At 63.1% G+C, this 5,326-nt stretch carries 6 protein-coding genes; all 6 read right to left on the reverse strand.

Going from position 1 to position 5,326, the window contains the following annotated elements; all coding sequences use genetic code 11:
- Positions 1 to 100 precede the first annotated feature (100 nt).
- Positions 101 to 1,081 carry a LysR family transcriptional regulator gene (locus J4E53_RS29570; protein WP_103311307.1) on the reverse strand — a complete coding sequence of 327 codons (981 nt, stop codon included), beginning with the start codon at positions 1,079 to 1,081 and terminating at the stop codon, positions 101 to 103.
- A 196-nt stretch (positions 1,082 to 1,277) separates the two neighbouring features.
- Positions 1,278 to 2,222, reverse strand: a complete 945-nt coding sequence (locus J4E53_RS29575) for a peptidylprolyl isomerase (RefSeq protein ID WP_103311309.1) — start codon at positions 2,220 to 2,222, stop codon at positions 1,278 to 1,280.
- Positions 2,219 to 2,698, reverse strand: coding sequence for a YbjN domain-containing protein (locus tag J4E53_RS29580; protein ID WP_103311311.1), 480 nt, complete (start codon positions 2,696 to 2,698; stop codon positions 2,219 to 2,221). The genes J4E53_RS29575 and J4E53_RS29580 overlap by 4 nt, the downstream gene beginning before the upstream one ends.
- Positions 2,699 to 2,720: 22 nt before the next feature.
- Positions 2,721 to 3,368, reverse strand: a complete 648-nt coding sequence (locus tag J4E53_RS29585; protein WP_060742207.1) for a hypothetical protein — start codon at positions 3,366 to 3,368, stop codon at positions 2,721 to 2,723.
- 15 nt (positions 3,369 to 3,383) lie between these two features.
- Entirely contained in the window at positions 3,384 to 5,075 is a 1,692-nt protein-coding gene (locus tag J4E53_RS29590) for a putative porin (protein WP_103311312.1), read from the reverse strand.
- Positions 5,076 to 5,114: 39 nt separating this feature from the next.
- Positions 5,115 to 5,326 (reverse strand): energy transducer TonB (locus tag J4E53_RS29595; RefSeq protein WP_207268265.1); only part of this gene is annotated, 212 nt, incomplete at its 5' end.

A 5,326-nucleotide genomic window follows, 5' to 3' on the forward strand; every position in this document is an offset into this window, starting at 1 on the left:
CTTGCTCGCGATGACGGCGGCACATTCAATATCAATGCAAGCTGAACCACCGCTATCGCGAGCAAGCTCGTTCCCACAGAGGGACTACTTCCGGCTTCGGTCAGGCCTGGAACCAATCCCGCCGCTCATCCAGCGTGTGGTGGATCAGTTCACGCAGCATCTGCACCTGCGGCGAGCCTTCGGCCTGGGCATTGACGGCCATCCACAAGTGCCGTTGCATCGACAGGCCAAACACTTGCGGCAACGCCACCAGGCCTCGGTCGAAGCGGCTCATGTACTGCGGCAACAGGCCAATGCAGGCGCTGCAGCGAATCATCTCCAGCATCAGTTCGTAGGATTGCACCTGCACCACGCCGGCCCGGCGTTGTTCTATCAAGGCGTTCCACGGTGCGAAGCCGTCCACGTGTCGGTCCGCCTGCCATTGCACCAGCATGTAATCGTTCAGGTCGTCCAGGCAGTCCGGGCGTGTGGCCGGGCGCGAGTAGCGCTTGGCGATGTGCGGCACATAGTCCAGCCGCGCCAGTCGATCCGCGGGCAACGTGGCGAAACTCGGCCCCTGCCCCAACGTGTGGGCATCGCTCAACCACAGCACCAGGTCGGCGCTGACGGCTTGCAGCGCCAGGTCACTGTCCAGGGTGATGATCTGCAGTCGCACGCTGGCGTTGCGTCGCAGCAATGAAATCAGGTCACGGCCCAGGATGTCATGCAGTATCGACTCGGCCACGGCCAGGCGAATCAAGGGTTGATCGTTCAAGGGCGGCGCGCTTTCGTGGGCCAGGCTGATCAAGCGCGCCTGCAACTGCCGGCCCTCGCGACTGAGGGTCAAGGCGCTGCCCTGGAAGCTGAACAGCGAACGTTGCAGCCGCGCCTCCAATTGCGCCAACTGCTTGCGCAGCCAGGTCGCCTTGACGTTGAGGCTGCGGGCCGCTTGCATGAAACAGCCGCAACGGGCACTGACCAGGAAGCACTGCGCCACCTGCGGCTCGATACCGCCGGCCATGGCCAGCCACGGGTCGGGGGCACGCAACGGTGTGCGGTATGCGGTGACAGCCTGGCGTCCTGCGGGCTCGATGAAGGTCATGGGTGACTCCCTGTCGGTTGTACGAATACGTAATGCTGTGTAGGAGCTGCGTAGGAGCTGTCGAGTGCAACGAGGCTGCGATCTTTCCCAATACACTTGAATCTCAAACGAAAGATCAAAAGATCGCAGGCTTCGCCAGCTCCTACAGAGCCCAGCGGGAGCAAGCTCCCTCGCCACGGGTCTGATGTGGACCTGCCTAAAGCCCCTCCTCCAACACCTTGCTCAACTGCGCGCCATCGATGCTCAACGTCGCCGTGTCGAGCATGCCGTCCAGGTACGCCTTGGCGATCTGTTCCTGGCGCTGGGCACGCAGGGCCTGGGTCAGGCGCTCGCGGACTTCATCCAGCGTCGCCTCTCGGGCCGGTTGTTGCTCGGTGAGCTTGATGACATGGAACCCTGCCGGGCTCTGCACCGGGTCCGATACCGCGCCGACCTTCAAGCGTGCCACGGCCTCGCGCACCGGCGGAACCAATTGCTGCAACGGCTGGTAACCACTGTCACCGCCGCGCTCGGCACTGGCGCGGTCCTGGGAAAAACGACTGGCCAGGACGCCGAACTCAGCGGGTGAGGCCTGGGCTTTCCTGCTCAATTCCAGCGCTTGCCGGCGCACCGCCTCCACGGTTTGCGGTTCGGTGGCTGCCAGGAAAATCTGGCTGACGCGGTACAACGCCGGTGCGGTCCAGTTGGCTTTCCCGGCGTCGTAAGCCTGCTTCAACTCGTCTTCACTGGGATACCCGGCCGGCACCTGGCTCACCGACTGCAAGTAATCGCGAAACACAATCTGCTCAGCCGCCGCTCGTGTCTGCCGCTCCACCTCGGGCCGCTGACGCCAACCCTGGGCATCGGCCTGCTCCAACACGGCTTTTTCCGCCAGGCGGGCACGGATCCAGCCCTCCAGCGCAGCCCGATTACCCCGCATTTGCTGACGAACCTCGGGGGCCAGTGCGGCCAGCAAGGTCTTGAGTTCTTCGGGGCTGACCTGCTGGTTGCCCAGTCGGGCCAAACTCGGCGAGTCGGCCGAAACAACGCTGGCGGTCTGCACCGCGGCGACCGGATCGCTGCCCGGCCGCAGGCCCAGCACCAGCGCCACGGCGATCAGGCCCAGCGCCGCGGCGCTGATGACGAAGGTCGGCTTTTTCACGATGCGACGGCCTCCTCCAAGGGCGCCTCGACGGGCTCGGCCGGGGTTTGCGCCCGCGCCGCGTTCTGGCTGTACTCACGCAGGTAGACAATGAATTCCTGCAACAGGCGGTCCCACAGTTCCAGGTGACTGCGCAGATGATTGGCACTCACGCCCGCGGCAACCACGACGTCCATTTCCATCACCAGGAATTCGCCTTGCAGCGACAACCGGGCAAAACGTCGCGAGGCGTTCCACAGTTCTGCCAACCCGGCCGGCAATTGGCCCTGCACCCGCAAGGCACAGCTGAAGGTGAAGTCCAGGTACTCGCCTGCAGTCGCCGCCGGATTGCCGAAACGCACGGCAAAGCCGATGCCCTGGCTGGCACTGAGCAGCTGCACAATGCCGTTCTGCTCGGTTTCGTTGACCCGATAACCCGCGGCCTGCAACAACTCGGTCAGGGATTTTGCATCGACGCTTTCAATCATTGAGCTCATGTTCGATTCTTCCTTGTTCTGTTCAGTGAGTGATCGAGGCCTGGGGCGCATCGAAACGATTCTTGTAGAGATCATCGCCAAACCCTTGGGCCAGCTCTTCGAAACGCACCCGGGCCTTGGCCGCGAACGGCTGGCGGATCTTCACGATGTCGGTCACATCAATGGTTTCGTAGGCATGCAGCAGCGTCTTGGCGACTTCGTACATCTGCTGATTCTTGACCGAACATTGCTGCACTTGTGTGTCACGCTCGGTCAATTGCGCCTCCAGGCGCGCGCGCTCGGCCTCTTTGCCGCGAGCCAGCACCAGCAGCTCGTCGTAGGCTTTCTTGAACTTGCCCATTTGCTCGTTGCTGGCCGCTACCTGGGCCTGGGCCTGGCTTTGCAGGTTTTGCTGATGCCCGGCCAGTTGCTCATTCAGGGCCTGGGCCTTGCTCAATTGCGCGGTCAATTGCTTGATCTGCGCCTGGGCCTCCTTGGCCTGGGTCTCCGCGGCCTGCCGGGCGGCACTGGCCTGGGCCTGTTCGCTTTGCAGGGTTTGCAACTGGGCGGTGGTGCTGCGCAGTTGCGCCCGCAGGCGTTCTTCCAGGCCTTCGCCGTGGGCGCCGCCGCTCAGAAGCAGGCCCAGCACCAGTAACGCGGCCGGACATTGGTAGATGGCACGCCTTTTCATGAGGCCTCCCTGCGCTTAGAAGCGCGTGTTGATTTCAAGCTGCAAGACATCGATGTCGTACGGCGCGCCGTACACCGCTTCGGAACTCAACCAGCGACCGGTGGCGAAGACGTTGCTCGCCAGGCCATAGTTGCCGCCCAGGAAATAACCCTTGGCATTGGTGCCACCCAGATGGAATGACGAATCGTTGAAGCCGTCCGGCAAGGCGTCCGGCTGGATGTACTTGTAGCCGGCGAACAGGTTCCAGTCGCCCTCACGCTTGAGCTCCAGGGAGTTGCCAAGGGTGAACTGGAGCATCCAGGCGTTGGCGCCGCTTTCCACCTCGCCATCGCTGTCCAGGTTGTTGGCGAACTGTCCCGCGGAGCGCTTGCGCATCTCGCCTTCGTCGTAGCCCAGGTTGTGAACGTAATGGGCCTGGCTGCGCAGTTTCAGGTCTTCGGGCAGATCGGTGTCCCACGCGAAGTTCAGGTCCAGCAGGTTGAACTCCGAGGCCAGGCCGACATATTGCGGCTGTGGCGTGGTCGACGGGTTGAGGGGGTTGGGCGTGATGTCGCGCAGCAGGAACACGGTGTTGCCTTTCTGCATGAACGCTACCCGCGAACCGTCGCTGTCACAGCCTGGATCACCGGCCCAGGGCTGGCACGGCGAGGAACGCTGGCCTTCGATGTCGTCGAAGCGGTAATAGGCCAACGCGCCCTTGATCCGGTTGCTGTCGTTGATGGCCCAGTTGGCCCCCAGTTGCGCACCGTACAGCCACTTGTTGTCGCTCTCTTCCTTGTCGCTGCCATTGCTGGTGCTGGTGTCGTTGGTGTACTCCACCGGAAACGCGCCGACGGTGCCGAACACGCCCCAGTCCTGATTGAGCTTGTGGTTGAAGTTCGCCGCCACGCCATCGAAGTTCAGGTCGCCGGAATACAACAGGTCGGTGGAGAAGAACGGGTTGGCGAAACGCCCGCCGGTCAGGGTCAATTCGTCCGAGGGTTTCCAGGTCAGGTAGCCCTGGTCGAGCCAGATGTCTTTTTTGCCAAAGCCGCCACCGAGGGTCTGGGTGGTGGACACCGGGTTGTTGTCCGAGCCGGTACCGATGCGGATGCCCGCCGTCCATTGCGGGGCAATCACGGCCTTCATGCCCAGGCGGGCACGCAGGCGGAACAGGTTTTCCCGGTCTTCGCGGGTATTGAGCAATGGCGGCAGGCTGGAACTGCTGTTGGGGTTGACGTCGTAAGGCCCCTTGTCATTGAGCCGGGCGAAATCGACGATTTCGTTGCTGTTGGTGCCAGAGTAGTAGCGCGACTCGTCCCGCAGGCGAATGTCGCCATCGAAACTGATGCGCGAGACCCAATCCGGGAAGGTGTTGGGCTGGGCCCAGTTTTCCTGCTTGGCGGTGGCCATGACTTCGGCCTTGACCTGGTCGCGGATCTGCTCACGCACGATATTCGGCACGTACTGCACACGCACGTCCCCCGGCGCACCGGCCGGCGTTGCGGCGACTGCCGTGGCGGCTTGACGGGCCTGCACGGCTTCCCGTTCGGCCTGGGCGATCAAGCCATCGGCCTGGTCCTGTTTCAACACGCCCTGCTGCACCAGCAGGCGGATCAGATTGATCGTGGCGTTTTCCGAAGGCGCCGGGGCGGCGGCCGCGTGGCCGGCCAGGCTCAGGACCACCAGGCCGATCGCCCACGACAATCGATTCACATTGGAAATCATCTGCACACAACTCCTGTTGGCAAACTTTCAAATAGTCGGTTAACCCGGCCGCCGTCCCTGCAAGGACAGGCGCACGGGCAAAGTCAGGGAGGCCGGTGGCCGTTCACTCAAATGGGGCGCGGTACGCAGAGCGGAAATCACTTGCTCGTCCACCTGCGGGTTGCCGCTGGACTTCACCAGCTCGACCCGGGTGATCTCCCCCACCGCGCTGAGCCAGACATCGGCCTGCAGCGAGAACGCCAGGCTGCGCA

It is taken from the genome of Pseudomonas sp. FW305-28, assembly GCF_017351395.1.
Lineage (GTDB): Bacteria > Pseudomonadota > Gammaproteobacteria > Pseudomonadales > Pseudomonadaceae > Aquipseudomonas > Aquipseudomonas fluorescens_AA.

Bases quoted from the DNA above. Each gene is read 5' to 3' on its own strand.
- J4E53_RS29570 (WP_103311307.1), bottom strand. From the start codon at position 1,081: ATGACCTTCATCGAGCCCGCAGGACGCCAGGCTGTCACCGCATACCGC.
- J4E53_RS29580 (WP_103311311.1), bottom strand. From the start codon at position 2,698: ATGAGCTCAATGATTGAAAGCGTCGATGCAAAATCCCTGACCGAGTTG.
- J4E53_RS29585 (WP_060742207.1), bottom strand. From the start codon at position 3,368: ATGAAAAGGCGTGCCATCTACCAATGTCCGGCCGCGTTACTGGTGCTG.
- J4E53_RS29590 (WP_103311312.1), bottom strand. From the start codon at position 5,075: ATGATTTCCAATGTGAATCGATTGTCGTGGGCGATCGGCCTGGTGGTC.